The 19,906-nt window shown below is 66.8% G+C and carries 16 protein-coding genes and 1 tRNA gene; 14 read left to right on the top strand and 3 right to left on the bottom strand.

Annotated features, from left to right (window positions below; translation table 11 throughout):
- Positions 1 to 153 precede the first annotated feature (153 nt).
- The 8 genes from GVV77_RS13395 (at position 154) to pyk (ending at position 12,487) form a co-directional block, all read left to right on the top strand.
- On the top strand, positions 154 to 402 hold the full coding sequence (locus tag GVV77_RS13395; protein ID WP_246199824.1) for an HGxxPAAW family protein: 249 nt from the start codon (positions 154 to 156) through the stop codon (positions 400 to 402).
- Positions 403 to 1,218: an indole-3-glycerol phosphate synthase TrpC gene (gene trpC / locus GVV77_RS13390; RefSeq protein WP_159619161.1), complete on the top strand. Its 816-nt coding sequence runs from the start codon at positions 403 to 405 to the stop codon at positions 1,216 to 1,218.
- Between the two features lie 104 nt (positions 1,219 to 1,322).
- Positions 1,323 to 2,684, top strand: a complete 1,362-nt coding sequence (gene trpB / locus GVV77_RS13385) for a tryptophan synthase subunit beta (RefSeq protein ID WP_159619159.1) — start codon at positions 1,323 to 1,325, stop codon at positions 2,682 to 2,684.
- On the top strand, positions 2,681 to 3,484 hold the full coding sequence (gene trpA, locus GVV77_RS13380; RefSeq protein ID WP_159619157.1) for a tryptophan synthase subunit alpha: 804 nt from the start codon (positions 2,681 to 2,683) through the stop codon (positions 3,482 to 3,484). Before trpB ends, trpA begins: the two co-directional genes overlap by 4 nt.
- On the top strand, positions 3,481 to 4,626 hold the full coding sequence (lgt, locus tag GVV77_RS13375; protein WP_159619155.1) for a prolipoprotein diacylglyceryl transferase: 1,146 nt from the start codon (positions 3,481 to 3,483) through the stop codon (positions 4,624 to 4,626). Before trpA ends, lgt begins: the two co-directional genes overlap by 4 nt.
- Before the next feature lie 234 nt (positions 4,627 to 4,860).
- A complete protein-coding gene (gene gltB, locus GVV77_RS13370; protein ID WP_159619153.1) occupies positions 4,861 to 9,495 on the top strand; it encodes a glutamate synthase large subunit in 4,635 nt (1,544 codons plus the stop codon).
- The gene (locus tag GVV77_RS13365; RefSeq protein WP_159619151.1) at positions 9,488 to 10,945 is read left to right on the top strand and encodes a glutamate synthase subunit beta; all 1,458 of its coding nucleotides are present in this window, start codon (positions 9,488 to 9,490) and stop codon (positions 10,943 to 10,945) included. The genes gltB and GVV77_RS13365 overlap by 8 nt, the downstream gene beginning before the upstream one ends.
- 48 nt (positions 10,946 to 10,993) lie before the next feature.
- Positions 10,994 to 12,487 (top strand): pyruvate kinase, encoded by a 1,494-nt coding sequence (gene pyk / locus GVV77_RS13360; protein ID WP_159619149.1) that lies wholly within the window; start codon positions 10,994 to 10,996, stop codon positions 12,485 to 12,487.
- Positions 12,488 to 12,592: 105 nt separating this feature from the next.
- On the opposite strand, the gene GVV77_RS13355 is transcribed toward pyk, so the two are convergent.
- Positions 12,593 to 13,195: an ANTAR domain-containing response regulator gene (locus GVV77_RS13355; protein WP_159619147.1), complete on the bottom strand. Its 603-nt coding sequence runs from the start codon at positions 13,193 to 13,195 to the stop codon at positions 12,593 to 12,595.
- A 145-nt stretch (positions 13,196 to 13,340) separates the two neighbouring features.
- On the opposite strand from GVV77_RS13355, the gene GVV77_RS13350 reads away from it, so the two are divergent.
- Both GVV77_RS13350 and GVV77_RS13345 read left to right on the top strand, forming a co-directional pair.
- Positions 13,341 to 13,422, top strand: a tRNA-Leu gene (locus GVV77_RS13350).
- 85 nt (positions 13,423 to 13,507) lie between these two features.
- Positions 13,508 to 14,638, top strand: coding sequence for a tyrosine-type recombinase/integrase (locus GVV77_RS13345; protein ID WP_159619145.1), 1,131 nt, complete (start codon positions 13,508 to 13,510; stop codon positions 14,636 to 14,638).
- A gap of 341 nt (positions 14,639 to 14,979) precedes the next feature.
- Here the strand turns inward: GVV77_RS13345 and GVV77_RS18615 are convergent, their stop codons facing one another.
- Entirely contained in the window at positions 14,980 to 15,213 is a 234-nt protein-coding gene (locus GVV77_RS18615; protein WP_425483371.1) for an ArsR family transcriptional regulator, read from the bottom strand.
- A gap of 332 nt (positions 15,214 to 15,545) precedes the next feature.
- Between GVV77_RS18615 and GVV77_RS13335 the strand changes: the two genes are divergently transcribed.
- Entirely contained in the window at positions 15,546 to 16,043 is a 498-nt protein-coding gene (locus GVV77_RS13335; RefSeq protein WP_201293237.1) for a hypothetical protein, read from the top strand.
- Here the strand turns inward: GVV77_RS13335 and GVV77_RS13330 are convergent.
- Complete coding sequence (locus GVV77_RS13330; protein WP_159619141.1) at positions 15,997 to 16,320, bottom strand: ArsR/SmtB family transcription factor; 324 nt, start codon at positions 16,318 to 16,320, stop codon at positions 15,997 to 15,999. The genes GVV77_RS13335 and GVV77_RS13330 overlap by 47 nt on opposite strands.
- Positions 16,321 to 16,560: 240 nt before the next feature.
- Here GVV77_RS13330 and GVV77_RS13325 point away from each other — a divergent pair, with 240 nt between their 5' ends.
- The 3 genes from GVV77_RS13325 (at position 16,561) to GVV77_RS13310 (ending at position 19,900) form a co-directional block, all read left to right on the top strand.
- The gene (locus tag GVV77_RS13325; protein WP_159619139.1) at positions 16,561 to 17,418 is read left to right on the top strand and encodes an RNA polymerase sigma factor; all 858 of its coding nucleotides are present in this window, start codon (positions 16,561 to 16,563) and stop codon (positions 17,416 to 17,418) included.
- A gap of 777 nt (positions 17,419 to 18,195) precedes the next feature.
- Entirely contained in the window at positions 18,196 to 19,308 is a 1,113-nt protein-coding gene (locus GVV77_RS18405; protein ID WP_159619135.1) for a C40 family peptidase, read from the top strand.
- 304 nt (positions 19,309 to 19,612) lie between these two features.
- Complete coding sequence (locus GVV77_RS13310; protein WP_159619133.1) at positions 19,613 to 19,900, top strand: hypothetical protein; 288 nt, start codon at positions 19,613 to 19,615, stop codon at positions 19,898 to 19,900.
- Positions 19,901 to 19,906: the final 6 nt, after the last annotated feature.

Raw genomic sequence — 19,906 nt, 5'->3', positions numbered from 1 at the left:
CCGGTCCCGGAGGCCGGACGTGCAGGGGTGCGGCGGGTCGGTGGACCGGCGCCAGTAATGGCAGAATGTACGAAGACACCCAGAAGGAGAATCACCATGGCAGAGAACACGACCGCAGCCACGAACCGGAACTCGCCTGAGAGCCATGCCCAGATGGGTGATGAGACGATCGGCCATGGCAACAGCCCGGCGGCGTGGACCTGCGTCCTGGTCATGATCCTCGGCGCTGCCATCTCCTCGTTCGCCTACATTTTCGCCAGCACCGAGGGGAACTTCGAGACCGGAACCGTGCTGTTCTGGATCGGGATCGTCGTGATGTTCGCCGGACTGCTCGTCGGCTTCGTCATGCGCAAGGCCGGCTACGGCGTGGGCGGATCGAAGCTCAAGAACAACGGCCACTAGGTGAGCGTTCTCGACGACATCATCTCCGGCGTCCGCGAGGACCTGAGCGCCCGGACGGCGGAGGCGCCCTTGGCGCAGGTGCGCGCCCGTGCCCTCGACCGGGCACCGGCGGCCGACGCCCTGGGCTCGCTGCGCGGCGACGGACGCACCCTTTCGGTGATCGCCGAGGTCAAGCGCAGCAGCCCCTCCAAGGGTGCGCTGGCCGCCATCGCCGACCCGGCCGCCCTCGCCGCACGCTATGAGGCCGGCGGCGCCGCAGTGGTGAGCGTCCTGACCGAACAGCGCCGGTTCCACGGCTCCCTGGCCGACCTCGACGCGGTCCGGGCGAGTGTGCGCATCCCCGTGCTCCGCAAGGACTTCACCGTCGAGGACTACCAGATCTGGGAGGCACGCGCGCACGGCGCGGACCTGGTCCTGCTCATCGTCGCTGCCCTGAGCGACGCGCAGCTCGAGCACTTCCTCGGCCTGACCCACGAACTGGGCATGAACGCCCTCGTGGAAACTCACACCGCCGACGAAGTCGAACGCGCCACGGCCGTGCGATCCCGGATCATCGGCGTCAACGTGCGCAACCTGAAGACGCTCGACATCGACCGGTCGGTCTTCGCCGACCTGGCCCGCCGGATCCCGCAGGACGCCGTGACCGTCGCGGAGTCCGGTGTCCGCGGCATCGGCGACGTCGAGCAATTCGCCGCCCAGGGGGCCCGGGCGGTCCTCGTGGGCGAGGCCCTCGTCCGCGGGGAGGACCCGGAGACCGCGGTGGCGCAGTTCCGCGCGGTGCCGGTGCGCGATCTCCCCGGACTGCAGCAGCGATGAGGCGCCCGCCGCTCTGAGGCGGGCACGGGAGCCCCCGCCGGGGCCCCCGGAAGCGAATCCGGCCGGCAGCAGCCGGCCCCGATGGATCCAGAACAGGAAAGCTCATGACACACCAGCACACCGGCGGCCGGGCATCCGAGCCGGCCGCGCAGATCGACGGCGACGCCGCAGCGGCCTTCCTGAGCCACGAGGGCCGTCCGGAGAGCCTGCGCCACGCGCCCGGACCCTACTTCGGGGACTACGGCGGACGCTGGATGCCGGAGTCGCTCATCGCCGCCCTCGACGAGCTGCAGGAGACCTTCGAGGCGGCCAAGGCCGACCCAGAGTTCACCGCCCAGGTCGCCGAACTCAACGCCACCTACGCCGGCCGGCCGTCGCTGCTGACCGAGGCGAAGAGCTTCGCCGCCCACGCCGGCGGCGTCCGGGTCTTCCTCAAGCGCGAGGACCTGAACCACACCGGGTCCCACAAGATCAACAACGTGCTCGGGCAGGCCCTGCTGGCCAAGCGCATGGGCAAGACCCGCGTCATCGCCGAGACCGGCGCCGGCCAGCACGGGGTCGCCAGCGCCACCGCGGCCGCCCTCCTCGGACTCGAATGCGTCGTCTACATGGGTGCCGAGGACACCCGGCGGCAGGCCCTGAACGTGGCCCGCATGCAGCTGCTCGGCGCGGAGGTCATCCCCGTGACCAACGGCTCCCAGACGCTCAAGGACGCCATCAACGACGCCCTGCGTGACTGGGTGGCCAATGTCGACACCACGCACTACCTGCTCGGCACCGCCGCCGGTGCCCACCCGTTCCCGGCGATGGTCCGCTACTTCCACGAGGTGATCGGCGAGGAGGCCCGCGCGCAGATCCTGAAGCAGACCGGCAAGCTTCCCGACGCCGTCTGCGCCTGCGTCGGCGGGGGGTCAAACGCCATCGGCATCTTCCACGGCTTCCTCGACGACCCCTCCGTGCGCCTCTACGGCTTCGAGGCCGGCGGCGACGGCGTCGACACCGGCCGCCACGCCGCCACCATCACCCTCGGCCGGCCCGGGGTGCTCCACGGCGCCCGCTCCTACCTCATGCAGGACGAGTACGGCCAGACGATGGAGTCCCACTCCATCTCCGCCGGCCTCGACTACCCCGGTGTGGGCCCCGAGCACGCCTACCTCGCCGACATCGGCCGGGCCTCCTACGAGCCGGTCACCGACCGCGAGGCCATGGACGCGTTCCAGCTGCTGTGCCGCACCGAGGGAATCATCCCCGCCATCGAAACCGCTCACGCCCTGGCCGGGGCGCTGAAGGTCGGCCAGCGCCTGGCCGCGGACCTCGCCCCCGGCGAACAGGCGGGCGACAAGGTCATCATCGTCAACCTCTCGGGGCGCGGCGACAAGGACGTCGCGACGGCGGCGGAGTACTTCGACCTGCTGCCCGACGACAGCGCCGAGCAGGAAATCGCCCAGGAAGGGGAGCAGCTGTGAAGACCCTGTCCTCCAAGGCCGCAGCGGCGGTCGAGAAGGCGCGCACCGAGGGGCGCGCGGCCCTGATCGGCTACCTGCCCGCCGGGTTCCCCGACGTGCCCACCACCGTTGAGGCAGCCCTGGCCATGGCGGCCAACGGCGTCGACCTGATCGAGATCGGCATCCCCTACTCCGACCCGGTCATGGACGGCCGCGTCATCCAGGACGCCACCGTCCAGGCCCTCGCCGCGGGGTTCACCGTGCCCCAGATCTTCGACGTCGTCCGCGGCATCACCAGCGCCACCGATGTCCCGGTCCTCGTCATGACCTACTGGAACCCAGTGATGCGCATGGGCGTGCGCGAGTTCGCCTCCCGCCTGGCCGAGGCCGGCGGGGCCGGACTGATCACCCCGGACCTGATCCCCGACGAGGCCGCCGAATGGATGGCCGTCTCCGACGAGTTCGGCCTGGACCGCGTGTTCCTCGTGGCGCCCTCGACCTCGCCCGCCCGGATGCGCAGCACCGTGGAGGCCAGCCGCGGCTTCGTCTACGGCGTCTCGGTCATGGGCATCACCGGCGCGCGCACCTCCGTGGGCGCCGCCGCCCGCGCCGTCGTCGATGACGCCCACGCCGCCGGCGCCGAGCGCGTCTGCGTCGGCCTGGGCGTCTCGAGTGCCGCGCAGGTCGCGGAGATCGCACGCTACGCCGACGGCGTCATCGTCGGCACCGCGCTGGTGGCAGCACTGCGCGACGGCGGGGTGCCCGCCGTGGCCGCCCTGTGCAAGGACCTCAGCACCGGAACCGGAAAGAACCCCTCATGAACGCCGCCTCTGCCCTTCCCCTGCCGGTCCCGGCGTCGATCCCCAGCCCGCCGGCGGAGTGGGCGAGCTTCAGCCTCGGCCCGCTGACCATCCACCTTTACGCCCTGTGCATCCTGCTGGGCATCATCCTGGCCCTGTGGCTGACGCAGAAGCGTTTCGCCCGCTACGGCGGCCGGCCCGAGGCCGTCTGGGACGTCGCCGTCTGGGCCGTGCCCTTCGGGATCATCGGCGGCCGGCTTTACCACGTGTTTTCCTCGCCCGACGCCTACTTCGGCCCCGACGGGGACCTCTCGCTCATTCCCCAGATCTGGCTGGGCGGCCTCGGCATCTGGGGCGCCGTGGCCCTCGGCGCCGTCGGGGCGTGGATCGGCTGCCGCCGGGCGGGGATCCGCCTGTCGGCCTTCGCCGACGCCGCCGCCCCCGGGGTGCTGCTCGCCCAGGCCATCGGCCGCTGGGGCAACTGGTTCAACCAGGAGCTGTACGGCGCGCCGACCGACCTGCCGTGGGGACTTGAGATCGACGCCGACAACGCGTCGTTCCCCGCCTCCGCCGAGCCCGGCACCCTGTTCCACCCCACCTTCCTCTACGAGTCCCTGTGGAACCTCGCCGGGTTGGCGCTGCTGCTGCTGGCCGACCGCCGCTTCGGGCTGCGCGGCGGGCGGATGTTCTGGCTGTACGCCGCGTACTACACGCTCGGACGGGTCTGGATCGAGGCGCTGCGGATCGACGACGCCGAGATGATCTCCCTGTTCGGGATCACCGCACGGCTCAACGTCTGGGTCTCCATCGTGGTGTTCCTCGTCTCCGTGGCCATCCTCGTCTACCTCAGCCGCCGCCTGCGCGGGGCCGGCACCCCCTCGGTGTACCTGCCCGGCCGGGAGCCGGCCGCCGACGCCGTTGGCGACGGGACGGCGGGAGCGAACGCCGCCATCGATGCGAAGGCCACCGACGCGGAGGGCACCTCCGGCGCCGCGGACGACGCGGATGTCCACGGGGCGGACGGTTCGGCGACGCCGGAAAATGACCGTGGTAATCTTTCGGAAACACATGGCTCCTCAGTGACCCTCGAGTCGCAGGACCCCGCGAAGGCGGAGCCACGGGACTCGGCCTCCCGAATCCAGTCCCCGGGCCACCGCCCCTAAAGGACGCTTCCGGACCACACCGACGTGGCTCACCGGGTACCGGCCGGGCCACCCCTCCGGCGCCGCTACCTACGGCTTGCCAGCGCGGCACGGCGACACCTGTCTCCGCCCGCGCCACCGCCTGCCCGGAACACTCGATCAACAAGAACTACCGGCGCCCGCCGGCTCCCGTGGGCGCCCTGGGGCCAAGGCCGTCCCCTCCCGACGCTCCATTCTGGGGGAAGGACTCTTCGAATGACCGCTGAACACCCGAACACCGCTCCCGTTCCGGGGGAGGCCACCGGCTCCGCTCCGTCCGACGGGCAGACCGGCACCGTTCCATCGCCCTTCGAGCGTTTCGCCGCGCTTCCGCCGGCCTCGGGGCTGTACAACCCGGAGAACGAGAAGGACGCCTGCGGGCTGGCGGTCATCGCCACCCTGCGCGGCGTGCCCGGCCACGACATCGTCGACGCCGCCCTGACCGCGCTGCGCAACCTCGAACACCGCGGCGCCGTGGGCGCCGACGAGGGCACCGGAGACGGAGCCGGGCTGCTCACCCAGGTCCCGGACGAGTTCTTCCGCGCCGTCGTCGACTTCGACCTGCCGCCGGCCGGCTCCTACGTCGTCGGGACGGCGTTCCTCCCGGCCGAGGACAAGGAGCAGGAAACGGCGCGCGCCGGCATCGAGTCAATCGCCGCGTCCGAAGGGCTGGCGGTGCTCGGCTGGCGGGTCGTGCCCATCGTCGCCGACCTCGTCGGCGCCATGGCCCGGGCGTGCATGCCCCACTTCGAGCAGGTGTTCCTCGCCCCCGTCGACGGTGCAGGCACCAACCTCGACGCCATGGCGTTCCGGGTGCGCAAGCGGGCCCAGAACAAGTACGGGGTCTACTTCCCCTCGCTCTCCTCCAAGACGATGGTCTATAAGGGCATGCTCACCACCGCCCAGCTTGAGCCGTTCTACCCCGACCTGTCGGATTCCCGGTTCAAGACCCGGCTCGGCATCGTCCACTCCCGGTTCTCCACCAATACCTTCCCCTCCTGGCCGCTGGCCCAGCCGTTCCGCACCATCGCGCACAACGGGGAGATCAACACCGTCAAGGGCAACCGCAACTGGATGCGGGCGCGGCAGTCGCAGCTCGCGAACCCGCTGCTGGGGGACTCGCCCGAGGAGCTCTTCCCGATCTGCACCCCCGGCGCGTCCGATTCGGCCTCCTTCGACGAGGTTGCCGAACTGCTGACCCTCTCCGGCCGGCCGATCACCCACTCAATCATGATGATGATCCCCGAGGCGTGGGAAAACCACGCCACCATGGACCCCGCCCGCCGGGCCTTCTACCAGTACCACTCAATGCTCATGGAGCCCTGGGACGGACCGGCCGCCGTATCCTTCACCGACGGCCGGCTCGTCGGGGCCGTCCTTGACCGCAACGGGCTGCGCCCGGCGCGGTACTGGGTCACCGAGGACGGCCTCGTGGTCCTGGCCTCCGAGGTGGGCGTCGTCGACATCGCCCCCGGGCGCGTGGTCCGCAAGGGGAGGGTCTCCCCGGGCAAGATGTTCCTGGTGGACACCGAGATCGGCCGCCTGATCGAAGACGAGGAGATCAAGGCCGAGGTCGCCGCCGCAAACCCATGGGCCGACTGGGTGCGCGAGAACCTGATGTCCCTCGAGGACCTGCCCGAGCGCGAGCACGTCGTGCACACCAAAGCCTCGATCAACCGCCGCCAGCGCACCTTCGGCTACACCCAGGAGGAACTGAGGATCCTGCTCGGGCCGATGGCGAGGACCGGCGCCGAACCGCTGGGCGCCATGGGCTCCGACACGCCCGTGGCGGTGCTCTCCAAGCGGCCCCGGCTGCTGTTCGACTATTTCATGCAGTCCTTTGCGCAGGTGACCAACCCGCCGCTCGACTCCATCCGCGAGGAACTTGTCACCTCCATGGGCCTGTCCATCGGCCCCGACGGCAACCTGCTCTCCACCGGGCAGGTCCGCTCAAAGCAGGTGGCCCTGAAATTCCCGGTGATCAACAACGACGAGCTCGCCAAGATCGCCAACCTCGAATCCGACGACGGGGACCGCCTCACCGTCCGGGTGCGCGGACTCTACCGGCACGACGGGGGAGAGGCTTCGCTGCGGGCACGGCTGGCCGAGATCTGCGAGCAGGTCTCGAGCGCCCTGAACCGCGGCGTGCAGTTCGTCGTCCTCTCGGACCGCGACTCCAACGCCCAGTGGGCGCCCATCCCGTCGCTGCTGCTCACCAGCGCCGTCCACCACCACCTGCTGCGCAGCGCCAACCGCACCAAGACCTCCCTGGTGGTCGAGGCGGGCGACGTGCGCGAGGTCCACCACGTCGCGGTCCTCATCGGCTACGGCGCCTCCGCTGTGAACCCCTACCTCGCCATGGAAAGCTGCGAGGAACTGGTCCGCAACGGCGACATCACCGGCGTCACCGCCGAGGCGGCCGTCGCGAACCTCATCAAGGGCCTGGGCAAGGGCGTCCTGAAGATCATGTCGAAGATGGGCATCTCCACAGTGAGCTCCTACTGCGGCGCGCAGACCTTCGAGGCGCTCGGACTCGCGCAGGAGCTCGTCGACGAATACTTCCACGGCACGCAGACCCAGCTCGGCGGCGTCGAACTCGACGTGATCGCCGCGGAGGTCGCAGCACGCCACGCCGCGGCCTATCCGGAGGACGGCATCGAGGACCCGCACCGCGGCCTCGACAACGGCGGGGAGTACCAATGGCGCCGGGAGGGCCCGCCGCACCTGTTCAACCCGGAGACGGTGTTCCGGCTCCAGCACGCCACCCGTGAACGCCGGTACGACATCTTCAAGACCTACACCCGCGGCGTCGATGACCAGTCACGTGAGCTGATGACCCTGCGCGGGCTGCTGAAGCTGCGCGGCGGGGAACGCCCGCCGGTGCCGCTCGAGGAGGTCGAGCCCGTCTCGAGCATCGTGAAGCGCTTCTCCACCGGCGCCATGAGCTACGGCTCCATCTCCAAGGAGGCCCACGAGACCCTGGCCATCGCCATGAACCGGCTCGGGGCGAAGTCGAACACCGGCGAGGGCGGGGAGGACACCGACCGCCTGCTCGACCCCGAGCGCCGCTCCGCCATCAAGCAGGTGGCCTCCGGCCGGTTCGGCGTCACCAGCCTCTACCTGACCAACGCCGACGACATCCAGATCAAGATGGCCCAGGGAGCCAAGCCCGGCGAGGGCGGACAGCTGATGAGCCAGAAGGTCTACCCGTGGATCGCCCGGACCCGGCACTCGACGCCGGGCGTCGGACTGATCTCGCCGCCGCCGCACCACGACATCTACTCCATCGAGGACCTCGCGCAGCTGATCTACGACCTGAAGCGCTCGAACCCCTCGGCCAGGGTGCACGTGAAGCTCGTCTCCGAGGTCGGCATCGGCACGGTGGCCGCCGGCGTCACCAAGGCCAAGGCCGACGTCGTGCTGGTCTCCGGCCACGACGGCGGCACCGGCGCCAGCCCGCTGAACTCCCTGAAGCACGCCGGAATGCCGTGGGAGCTCGGGCTTGCGGAAACCCAGCAGACCCTGATGCTCAACGGGCTGCGCGACCGGGTCGTCGTGCAGGTGGACGGTCAGCTGAAGACCGGGCGCGACGTCGTCATCGCCGCCCTGCTGGGAGGCGAGGAGTTCGGCTTCGCCACCGCGCCGCTGGTCGTCTCGGGCTGCGTCATGATGCGCGTGTGCCACCTCGACACCTGCCCGGTGGGCGTCGCGACGCAGAACCCCGAGCTGCGCAGCCGCTTCACCGGCAAGCCGGAGTTCGTGGTGAACTTCTTCGAGTTCATCGCCGAGGAGGTCCGCGAAATCCTCGCCGAGCTCGGCTTCCGTACCCTCGAGGAGGCCATCGGCCGTACCGAGGTCCTCGATCTAAAGCAGGCGCTCGACCACTGGAAGGCCGACGGGCTCGACCTCGAGCCGATTCTGCGCGGCGGCGAAACCGGCCCGGACACCCCGCGGCGGAACCTCACCACCCAGAACCACGAGCTGGACAAGCACTTCGACAATCGGCTGATCAGCATGAGCGCCGAGGCTCTGGCCAACCGCTCACCGGTGCGCATCTCCGTGGACGTCGTCAACACCGACCGCTCGGTGGGCACCATGCTCGGGCACGAGGTGACGCGGCGGTTCGGCCTCGACACCCTGGCCACCGACACCATCGACGTGACCCTCACCGGGCAGGCCGGGCAGTCCCTGGGCGCCTTTCTGCCCGCCGGGATCACCCTGCGGCTGCTGGGGGACTCCAACGACTACGTCGGTAAGGGCCTCTCCGGCGGCCGGATCATCGTCCGCCCGGACCGGGCCAACCTCTTCCACGCCGACCGCAATGTGATCGCCGGCAATGTGATCGGCTACGGCGCCACCAGCGGCGAGATGTTCCTCCGCGGACAGGTGGGGGAGCGGTTCCTCGTGCGCAACTCCGGGGCAACGGCGGTGGCCGAAGGCATCGGAGACCACGGCTGCGAATACATGACCGGCGGCCAGGCCCTCATCCTGGGCCGCACCGGCCGCAACTTCGGTGCCGGCATGTCCGGCGGCACGGCCTTCGTCCTCGACCTCGACCGGACCCGGATGAACAAGCAGAGCCTCGACAGCGGGGAACTGCTGCTCGTTCCCCTTGACGCCGAGGACATCGAGATCGTGCGCCGGCTGCTGATCCAGCACTCCGAGGAGACCGAGTCCGCCCTCGCGGCGAGCCTGCTGGAGCGCTTCGACGACACCGTCGGGCGTCTCACTAAGGTGCTGCCCCGCGACTACGCCGCCGTCCTCGATGCCAGGGCAAGCGCCGTCCAGCAGGGGCTCGACCCCGACGGCGAAGAAGTATGGACCAAGATCCTGGAGGTAACCGGTGGCTGACCCACGTGGATTTCTGAAGGTACGCGACCGCGAGACCCAGCCCCGCCGCCCCGTTCCGGTGCGCATCATGGACTGGAAGGAGGTCTACGAGGCGCAGGAGAAGGGGGTGCTCAAGAGCCAGGCCGGGCGCTGCATGGACTGCGGCATCCCGTTCTGCCACCAGGGCTGCCCGCTCGGGAACCTGATCCCGGAGTGGAACGACCTGGTCTACCGGGACAAGGGCCGGGAGGCCGTCGAGCGCCTCCACGCCACCAACAACTTCCCCGAGTTCACCGGCCGGCTCTGCCCTGCCCCGTGCGAGGCCTCGTGCGTGCTGGGCATCAACCAGCCAGCCGTCACCATCAAACAGGTCGAGGTGTCGATCGCCGACCTCGCCTTTGCCGAAGGCATGGTGGAGCCGCACCCGCCCGAGCGCCTGACCGGGCGCACCATCGCCGTCGTCGGCTCCGGCCCCGCCGGCCTCGCCGCAGCCCAGCAGCTCACCCGCGCCGGGCACACCGTGGCCGTCTACGAGCGCGACGACCGCGTCGGCGGGCTGCTGCGCTACGGCATCCCCGACTTCAAGATGGAGAAGATCCACCTCGAGCGTCGCCTCGACCAGATGCGGGCCGAGGGCACCCGGTTCCGCACCGGCGTCGACGTGGGCCGGGACATCAGCTGGGACCAGCTGCGGCGCCGGTACGACGCCGTCGTCGTCGCCACCGGGGCCACCGTGCCCCGCGACCTGCCCATCCCGGGCCGGGAGCTCCAGGGGGTGCACTTCGCCATGGACTACCTGGTGCAGGCCAACCGGGTAGTGGCCGGGGAAACCGTCGACAACCAGATCTCCGCCGAGGGCAGGCACGTCGTCATCCTCGGCGGCGGGGACACCGGTGCCGACTGCCTGGGCACCGCCCACCGCCAGAAGGCGGCCTCCGTCACCACCCTCGCCATCGGGCAGCAGCCGCCCTCCGAGCGGCGGCCGGACCAGCCCTGGCCGACCTTCCCGAACCTCTTCGAGGTGGCCAGCGCCCACGAGGAGGGCGGGGAGCGCACCTACCTCGCCTCGACGGTGGAATTCCTGGGCGAGAACGGGAAGCTGACGGCCCTGCGGGTCGCCGAGACCGAAGTCGTCGACGGGCGCCGCCGGGCGAAGGCCGGCACCGAACGGGAAATCCCGGCGGACCTCGTCTTCCTCTCCCTCGGGTTCACCGGCCCCGAACCGGCGGGACTTACCGAGCAGGTCGACGCGGCGTTCGACGAGCGCGGCAACGTCGCACGGGACGGGTACTACATGACGAACACCCCCGGCGTCTTCGCGGCGGGCGACGCCAGCCGCGGGCAGTCGCTGATCGTGTGGGCCATCGCCGAGGGGCGCGCCTGCGCCGCCGCCGTCGATCAGTGGCTCATGGGCTCGACGCGCCTCCCGGCGCCGGTGGCCCCCACCGACCGCTCCATCGCGCTCATTTGAGAGCGCCCCTGACATTCGACCCCCCAAATCACGACTAGGCTAGGTTTTATGAGACGCGCGAAAATTGTTGCAACATTCGGTCCGGCTATTGCCAGCTATGAGAACACTCTCGCTGTGCTTGAGGCCGGGGTGGACGTGGCCCGGATGAACATGAGCCACGGGGACTACGAAGTCCACGCCAAGACCTACGAAAACGTCCGGAAGGCCTCGGCCGAGCTCGGCAAGCCGGTCGGTATTTTCGCCGACCTCCAGGGCCCCAAGATCCGCCTCGGGCGGTTCTCGGACGGCCCGCACGCGCTGTCGCGCGGAGATGTGTTCACCATCACCACCGAGGACATCCTGGGCACCCGGGAAATTTCCTCCACCACGTTCAAGGGCCTCCCGCAGGACGTCAACGTCGGGGACCTGCTGCTCATCGACGACGGGAAGGTCTCGCTGCGGGCCACCGCCGTTGACGACGTCAAGGTCGTCACCGAGGTTGTCGTCGGCGGCATGGTCTCGAACAACAAGGGCATCAACCTGCCCGGCGTCGCCGTGAACGTGCCGGCGCTGAGCGAAAAGGACGAGGACGACCTGCGCTGGGCCATCCAGACCGGGGTCGACATGGTCGCCCTGTCCTTCGTCCGCAACGCCTCCGACGTCAACCGGGTCCACGAAATCATGGACGAGGAAGGGCGCCGCGTTCCGGTCATCGCGAAGATCGAGAAGCCGCAGGCCGTCGAGGCCCTCGAGGAGATCATCGACGCCTTCGACGCCATCATGGTGGCACGCGGAGACCTGGGCGTCGAACTGCCGCTGCAGGAGGTGCCGATCGTCCAGAAGCGCGCCATCGAACTGGCCCGCCGCTGGGCCAAGCCGGTTATCGTCGCCACGCAGGTGCTCGAGTCGATGATCGACAACCCCCGCCCCACCCGCGCGGAGGCCTCCGACTGCGCCAACGCGGTGCTCGACGGCGCGGACGCCGTCATGCTCTCGGGTGAGACGAGCGTGGGCAAGTACCCGATGGAAACCGTGAAGATCATGAACGACATCATCGAGTCCACCGAGCAGCACGGCCTCGAGCGCGTTCCCGCCCTGGGCAGCAAGCCCAGGACCCGCGGCGGCGCCATCACGCGTGCTGCCGTCGAGATCGCCGACCAGTTGGACGCCAAGTACATCTGCACCTTCACGCAGTCCGGCGACTCCGCGCGCCGGCTCTCCCGGCTCCGCCCGAAGAAGCCGATGATCGCCTTCACGCCGGTCCAGTCGACGCTGAATACCATGTCGCTCATCTGGGGCATCCAGCCGCTGCTCGTCGAGTTCGTCGCCCACACCGACGAGATGACCGCGCAGGTTGACCGGACCCTCTTTGAATCCGGTCTCGTCGAGGTCGACGACCTGGTGGTCATCGCTGCCGGGTCTCCTCCCGGACAGGCGGGGTCGACGAACTCGATCAAGGTGCACCGTGTCGGCGACATCACCGACGCCGGGCAGCGCCCCGACGATCACACCTCGCCCAGCAAGGAGAAGGTCGGCCCCTGGCCGGTCAAGGGCAAGAAATAAAGCCGCCTGACCCGGTAAACACGGAAGGACCCCGCCCGGTGGGCGGGGTCCTTCTGCGTCGCAGGTCGTTCTGCGTCTCTGGAGGGCCGGCAGATCCGGGCCGGATCAGTTGACCTGGTTGATAATCGTTTCGGCGACCTCGCGCATGCTCAGGCGGCGGTCCATCGAGGTCTTCTGGATCCAACGGAAGGCCTCGGGTTCGGTCAGGCCCATCTTCGTGGTGAGCAGGCTCTTCGCGCGCTCCACCAGCTTGCGGGTGGCGAACTGCTCCTGCAGGTCCGACACCTCGTTCTCGAGCGCGCGGATCTCCTCATAGCGGGACACGGCGATCTCGATGGCCGGCATGAGGTCCGCCGGGGTGAACGGCTTGACCACGTAGGCCATGGCGCCGGCCTCACGGGCCCGCTCAACGAGCTCCTTCTGGCTGAACGCGGTCAGCAGCACGACGGGGGCTATGCGCGCCTTGGCGATCTGCTCCGCGGCGGTGATGCCGTCCATGACCGGCATCTTGACGTCCATGAGCACCAGATCCGGCTTGTGTTCCTTGGCGAGCGCCACGGCCTTCTCGCCGTTGTCGGCCTCTGCCACCACCTCGTAGCCTTCGCCCTGCAGGATCTCCACGATGTCGAGCCGGATCAATGTCTCATCCTCTGCGACGACGACCCGTCGGGCGGGACGTGAGGCGGGCGATTCCTTTGATTCAGACACGGTTGCTCCTTGGCTACTACTTCGTACCGACCGGTCGGAGGCGTCCCAACCGGTTCTCCGATCCAGCCTATCGGCATGTAGAGTTGTTTCGCGCACCGATGAATATGTGACTCCCTCGAATGGGGGTCTGCCGGGCGTGGTAGAGGCCCGAATGGCGGAATTGGCAGACGCGCTGCACTCAAAATGCAGTATCGAAAGGTGTGTGGGTTCGAGTCCCACTTCGGGCACGATATTCCCGCAGGTCAGGGGCATTTCTTGCATCTAGTGTGGACAAAAGCCCCGAAAGTGTGGACAGCGGCGTAGCATTTTTCCATGGCCAGCATCCGGAAACGCACCAAGAAGGACGGTTCGACGTCCTTCATGGTGTGCTGGCGGGATCCGGTCCGCCGCACGGAACAGGGCATCACGCTACCCACGGAATCCGAAGCGATCACTCTGAAGCGGCTGCTCGACGCCAATAACCAGTCTTTCGAAATTGCCCAGCATGCAATGGTGACCAGCCAGACAAAGGCACCTACCGTAGCGGCCGTGGTCCAAGAGCATATTGCCCTTCTGGTCCGGCCTTCCGTTGGCACGATCGACACGTATCAGTCCATGCTGAACCTGCACATCGCGGACGTGATCGGGCATATCCCAGTGGACAAGCTCGATTACCGGCATTTGACCTACTGGATCAAGACGATGCAGACCAAAGGACGCTCGGCTAAGACCATCAAGAACAACCACGGGCTGATCTTCTCCGCAATGGAAACTGCGGTTCGTCTTGGGTACCGGAAGGACAATCCGTGTCGGGGCGTGCAGTTGCCGTCAGGCGAAAAGGCTGAGGACGAGGCCAGGTTCCTCACCCATGCGGAGTTCGGTCTGATCCTGGAGTGCATGGGGGAGCGATACAAAGCCTTCACGGAATTCCTGGTCATGACCGGAACCCGTTTTGGTGAAGCCACGGCGGTGACTGTTGCGGATGTTGATTTGATGTCCCGGCCGGCAACCATGCGGATCAATAAAGCCTGGAAGCGCGGGTCCGAGTCCGAGTACTACATCGGTGCCACCAAGACCGGCGCCGGGAAGAGAACCGTTTCGCTGAATCCTCATCTGGTGGAAGTCCTAATCCCGCAGGTGGCCAGCCGTCCAGGGTCGGATCTCCTGTTCACTACGCCCAAGGGCGAGCGTGTCATCCACAAGCTGTACTGGCACCACTACTGGATTCCCGCAGTAGCCGAGGCCCAGGCCCGTGGCCTCAAGAAGTCACCCCGGATTCACGACCTGCGCCACACCCATGCGTCCTGGCTGATCCAGGACGGCGTACCGCTCTTCACTGTCTCCCGCCGCCTGGGGCACGCATCCACGCGAACAACGGAGCAGGTGTACGGGCACCTGATGCCGCAGGCGCTCCAGGATGCCGCCGACGCCGTCGAGCGTTCCGCCGTTGTGTGGCGGGGGTAGCGCATCGGCGGATGGCTATTTTAAGAAGAGATGCTGCGCCCCTGCGCTCGTGTCCCGATCATCCGGACGGACCGCGCCGTAGGGCCACCGGTCCGGACTTCCCGTAACGCTGCAATCTCCGTGAGGTGTGCAGAGGTGAAGATGATCTTCCCCTTGCCCCAGACAGCGTGTGGGAACTCACGCTTGGCGGCCCCCTCTCTGAGCCACGCCTCGGAACACTTCAGAATGCTGGCGGCCTCGGCTGGTTCGAAAAACTCTAGTTTCATGGCCCTGTCCGATCCCTCCGTGATGCTGTGGTGACGGTCCGCGCGCGTCCTACCCCCGTTCATGGCACCCGGGAATCAGTGCGGCATGACGTGGAAGCTGGCCTCCAGGGCCGCGGCATGAAGCCGAACCTGTTCGGCGGACGCACTGAACCGAGTTGACGAGTGCTGCACCAGTCCGGCATCGCGGAGCAGGCCGAGGTGCCTGCGGGTGGCCGAGGGCGAGGCAGATAGTCCACGGCTGATTTGGCCACAAGTGGAGGGCCCGTTCCTGAGCAGGAAGCGGATGATTCGGCTTCGCGTTTGATTCATCAAGATGCTCGACATGGGAGCTCACAACTCGGAACGGGGAACGAGGGTCGTGTAGACGGGTCTACAGTCGAAGGGTACTCCGGATGATGTGGTGTTGGAAGACCGCAGCGCGTGAGTGAAGTCTCGAGAGGATCGGGCATGGGCCGATAGAAAACCAACCGCAGATCGGCGAAGTCAGCGATGTGGCCGAGCTTGTCTTAATGCTTTCCGTAAGCTCTCGGATGAGGCAGCTGATTGCCGCGCCGGACTACTCCCGCGATACTGGGCGAAAGGGAGTTGTGGCGCCTGCCCAGGCTTCCGGCCCGAATGACATTGGGAGGGGGACAGTGAGAATGGAGGAGACAGACCGCGGGGACCAGTTGTCCCCTCAGGCCCAGCTGGCTCGTCGTCTCAATCTGTTGCTTGACGTCGTGGCTGCCGAACGTGGCAGGCCCGTGACCTTCCGTGAGGTCCAAGTCGAGCTCGACAGGAGGGGAATCAAGCTGTCCCGCGCGCGCTGGTTCTATATGAAGGAGGGTACTGGGCGCCTGGTTAGCGATCCGGTGCTCTTGGCAGAGCTGTGCAAAATCTTCAAGGTTGATCCCTCGTATCTGGCCGGCGACAACGCCGATCTACCCCAGCGAATCGATTCGCAACTCGAGTTCGTCAAGGCCCTCCGTGCTGCCAGAGTGAAAACCTTCGCCGCGCGGACGTTGGGGGATGTCTCCCCGGAAACCTTGAAAGCCATCACTGAATACCTCAACGTGGACATTGATCGCCATCCCGGAGCGGACAGGGGTGCAGCTAGTTCTCCAGAAGATATTCAAGATGGGCCGCCAGCAACTCCTTGATCCGCGTGGGATTGGCCGAATAGCGCGGTGACCGCCCGTGCCGTCGGCCGGCCTCGAGGTCCACCGCGATGGCGCCGGCCTCCTCAAGTGCAAGCAGGTGTTTGGCCACGCTCGGCTCACCGGCGCTCACTGCTGCCACAATGTCACCGCGGGTCGCCGGACCGTGCGACGAAAGGTAGCGGAGGATCTCATTCCGTGACCTGTTGCCAAACGTCGCAACAGCGGCCTCGACGTCGCTCGACCAAGCGTCGTCGTGAGGCTGCGTGATCCTAGGCATGGATCCATTCTGGCCGAACGATCCAGAAAAAGTAAGACCGGCAGTCTTGACGATAATTAAAGTATTCTTGACAATAGGTTGCATAGCTTTCTCACGGCAGTGGTCGGCCCCAGTTGGTGCCGCCACTCTTCGGGCGTTGCTCGTGGCGACGCTGAAATTTATCGGAATCGTTGAGTTGAAGCGGTGAAGACCATGCGAGTCGAAGCCAGAGCAAGTCAAGAACCACCAGATCAGCCAATCATGGCGAATATTGATATCTCGCTGCAGGGTGCTCCCGGGCCCGCAGCAGCTGCAGTCCCGGTAGATCGAATCATGATTGCCGTCGACGGGGTTCAACCGTATGTGGTCTCGCGTCTGCGGCGGATCGGTCGGGTTAGCGACGTGGACGACGTCATGCAGGACGTCCGGATCGCGGTATGGAATGGCGTGGCTCGGGGGCGTTATCGCCAGCTCTCCGGTGTTCCGTTCGAGGCGTGGGTGCAAGGTGTGTGCGCGAATGTATGCGCCGCGCACGTACGTCGGGAGCTGAACCACCGGACGCTCCCGCTGATCGTCGAAGCAGGGAATGCCGACGGGCCGACCTCGTTTGTTTCTTCAGCGGTGCTGGGCATGGACCGGAGCGAAGGTCGAAGTGCCGAAATGATAATTGACCAGCAGTGGGCACGAACGATCATTGAACTGACCCGGGTCAGCGTGCCGACAGGAGTTTGGGACCTTGCCGCCGATAGTCTCACCGGGCCGCGGCAATACGGTCCGCCATCACCGCAGGACCGTCGGCGCTGGCACGCGGTGACAGTGGTGCGCCAGACGGCGAAAACTGTTCAGAACGCACTCGAAGTTGAGCCTATGGCCGTCCGGAACATCGGAGACCTTTGCCAGCAGGCAGCACGGTGCCTGCCCACACCGGTACTCCGCAGAACTGCCGAATGTATCGTTCGCCCCGGCCTACGAGGAAGCGACAGAAAGAGGGCTTTGGAGGCGTTGGCAGTCGAGTTGGGCGTCACCGAGCGCTATCTGGCTGTCCAGATCGGCTCAGCGCGCCGGTTGTATCAAGCGGCATGGAGAGTTATCCGCTCTGGAACACGGGCTGCCCTCTAAGTCACGTTGTGGACCGGTTCTTTCGCCATGAGCAGGCGAGGAGGACATCCGAATGCTCGTATTGCGAAGAAGGGTTCTGCCTGGTCCCAACGGGCGGCACAGGTGGTGGATCGCAGTAATAGCGCTGCTCAGTGTGATCATGGTGCTTTTCGCTTTTACGGGGCCGTCGACCGGGCCCTCAGCGGCTCCGGTTACACCGCCGTCGCCTGAACCCACTCCATCAAGCGCAGCGAGCGCTTCCACGGCCGCGAAGGCGCCATCCCCGACGGTGGCTCCTGACCCTGTGATTGCTAATCCAGGGGACCCACCTCGCATTGCTGACTTCCGCACGCTCGCCGCCGCGGCAGCGACGGCGATCTACACCTGGGACACGCGAACGTCTTCCTATTCGGAAGTCTATTCACGGCTCCGTGACTGGTGGGAGGTGTTGCCGGACGGGTCCAATCCCTTGGCGGTTCTGGTTCAGGAGTTCGAAGCCACCGGAGTCAATGCGGGAAGCTACGCGACCTTGGTGGATCAGCAGGCGTTCCGGTCGGCCACGGTTGAATCCCTGCATTGTGACAGTGAGCTCGCCGAAGTGCAGGAGCGGCCAGCGCCCTGGGCGGGACTGCATGTGTGCACGGCCTCTGTACGCGTTCTGGACCAATCGACTTCTGCTCGCACTACCTACACGGCCCCTGTCAGCGTCATGGTGAACTGTCCGCCGGCGGTGACGGCACCTAGGGGCCACTGCGCGATGGTTGGCTTTTACACCACGCCGAGCAGGATTATTTACTGATGCCAGCTGCCGTGGCGTCTGCTGGCGTGGTCAAGCGTGGGGTCCTTAAGCGGGTCTCGTTGGCCGCGGCCTCGATCCTGATCCTGATTGCTTCCATGGCGTTCAGTGCCGCCGTGGCAATGATCGGCTCGGGCATGGCCGACTTTCCGCCCGTCTGCTTGGAGGGCGGCTTGCTTCGGCCATCTGCGCGTGAAGCGGGCGCCCCGAGTGACCGCAGGCGAAGCCAGGCCCCGGTCAGTGTGACAGCCAGGCAGATGGCCATTGCGGGGGACTACGTTTCCATCGGCCGGCAATTGGGGGTTCCCCGAGAAGGCCAGATCATCGCCATCATGATGGCTCTGCAGGAATCCGGGCTCAGGGTCCTCGCTAACGTGAACGTTCCTGCCTCGCGCGAATATCCGCATGACGGTCTCGGCAGTGACCACGATTCGCTCGGTACCGCCCAACAACGTCCCGCGGCTGGCTGGGGCACGGTCGAGCAGTTGATGGATCCCAGGTACAACGTGCGCGCCTTCTACGGAGGACCAGCGGGCCCCAACCGGGGCAGTCCGCCTGGATTGTTGGATATACGAGATTGGCAGTCCATGGAAAAAGGCCAAGCTGCGCAAGCTGTTCAGGTGTCGGCGTTTCCAGAGTTGTACGCGCGGTGGGAGACCGAGGCAACGGCGATCGTTGAGGCGCTCGACGGCAGAACAGCACCCGCAATGTGCACTCGAACGGCGGATTCCGCGACAGACATGGCCGCGCCCATAGGCCTGAGCGAAACCCGCCAACGAATCCTTTGGTTCACCGAAAAAGGAGTTGGGGGCGACTACGTGTGGGGAGGCACGGCTTTCAAAGCATGGGACTGTTCCGGTTATGTCCAGTGGATCTACCGGCAGGCTGGGGTCGACCTGCCACGGGTTGAGCAATGGAGGGTCGGAACACGGACTGAGAACCCCCGCCCGGGAGATCTGGTGGTTCAGAACGCAAAGGGTCCATCCGACTGGGGGCACGTTGGCATCTACGCGGGTGACGGCATGATGTACAGCGCGCTGAATCCCACAGTGGGTACGTTGCTGCACCCAATAGCTTGGAATACAGATACTGCGTATTTCGATCTCTTGGCCTGACGTGACGATCTTCCAAGCACCTAAAACCGATTGAGATCGCGTGGGCCCGGCACGATCAATAAGCAGCTGGTGGTGCGTGGAGCTTCCGCCCTTCAGCGCCAGTGCCTTCAATCGGGAACGCGATCGGCACGCCCTCACACATAGCGGGGGCGACGTATCTCGACCGCAGGTAGTCCCTCTCAATGGATCTTCGGCGAAGCTCCCGTGCGGGGTGTCCGGGGCGGTCATGTCGCCCCGCCGCGCAGCCCCTATGTACTCGTGAGCCCAAAAGATCCATTCCCTGCGACGACAGATGGAGCGCGCGATGTTGATAGCAGCTGTTGATCCCGGAATTGTCCCGAACCCCAGCTTCCCGTTTTTGGAGTCGCTGAAACAAATTGGCGGCGGCATACTCGTCGGGGCATTTATAGTCATCGCGATTGTGGCGATCATCGGAGCCGCGATGCTGTTGGCGGGCAAGCTGAGCCAATCGTCGCGCCTGGCCTCCGGCGGGGGCATGATCCTGCTCTGGACGGGGCCCGTGGCAGCCATCCTAGGTGGCATTAACGGCTACATCCTTTGGTCTCAGTCTGCGTTCAATCTGGGATTCTAGGTCCGA

This window comes from Arthrobacter zhaoguopingii (assembly GCF_009828605.1).
Lineage (GTDB): Bacteria > Actinomycetota > Actinomycetes > Actinomycetales > Micrococcaceae > Arthrobacter_D > Arthrobacter_D zhaoguopingii.
The sequence above is the reverse complement of the archived record's forward strand: the minus strand, read 5'-3'. Positions and strand labels throughout refer to the sequence as shown.